Source organism: Streptomyces lydicus (assembly GCF_000717345.1).
GTDB lineage: Bacteria > Actinomycetota > Actinomycetes > Streptomycetales > Streptomycetaceae > Streptomyces > Streptomyces lydicus.
The window spans coordinates 1-202 of sequence record NZ_JNZA01000127.1 but is presented as its reverse complement, the minus strand read 5'-3'; the positions used below and the strand labels follow the sequence as shown (position 1 = coordinate 202).

At 65.8% G+C, this 202-nt stretch carries 1 protein-coding gene; it reads left to right on the top strand.

Annotation, left to right across the window (positions count from 1 at the left end; translation table 11 throughout):
* Positions 1-5: 5 nt before the first annotated feature.
* A partial coding sequence (locus OO62_RS36280) for a KR domain-containing protein (protein WP_428835920.1) occupies positions 6-202 on the top strand: 197 nt, incomplete at its 3' end.

The window sequence follows — 202 nt, the reverse complement described above, 5'->3', positions numbered from 1 at the left end:
TGGGTGTGGAGTTGGAGGTCGCGGCGTGTGATGTGGCGGATCGTGGTGCGGTAGCGGAGTTGTTGGGTTCGCTTCCTGGTTTGTCGGCTGTGGTGCATGCGGCGGGTGTGTTGGATGACGGTGTGTTGGAGGGGTTGTCGCCGGAGCGGGTGGCGGGTGTGTTGCGGGCGAAGGCCGATGCCGCGGCCGTCCTGGACGAGTT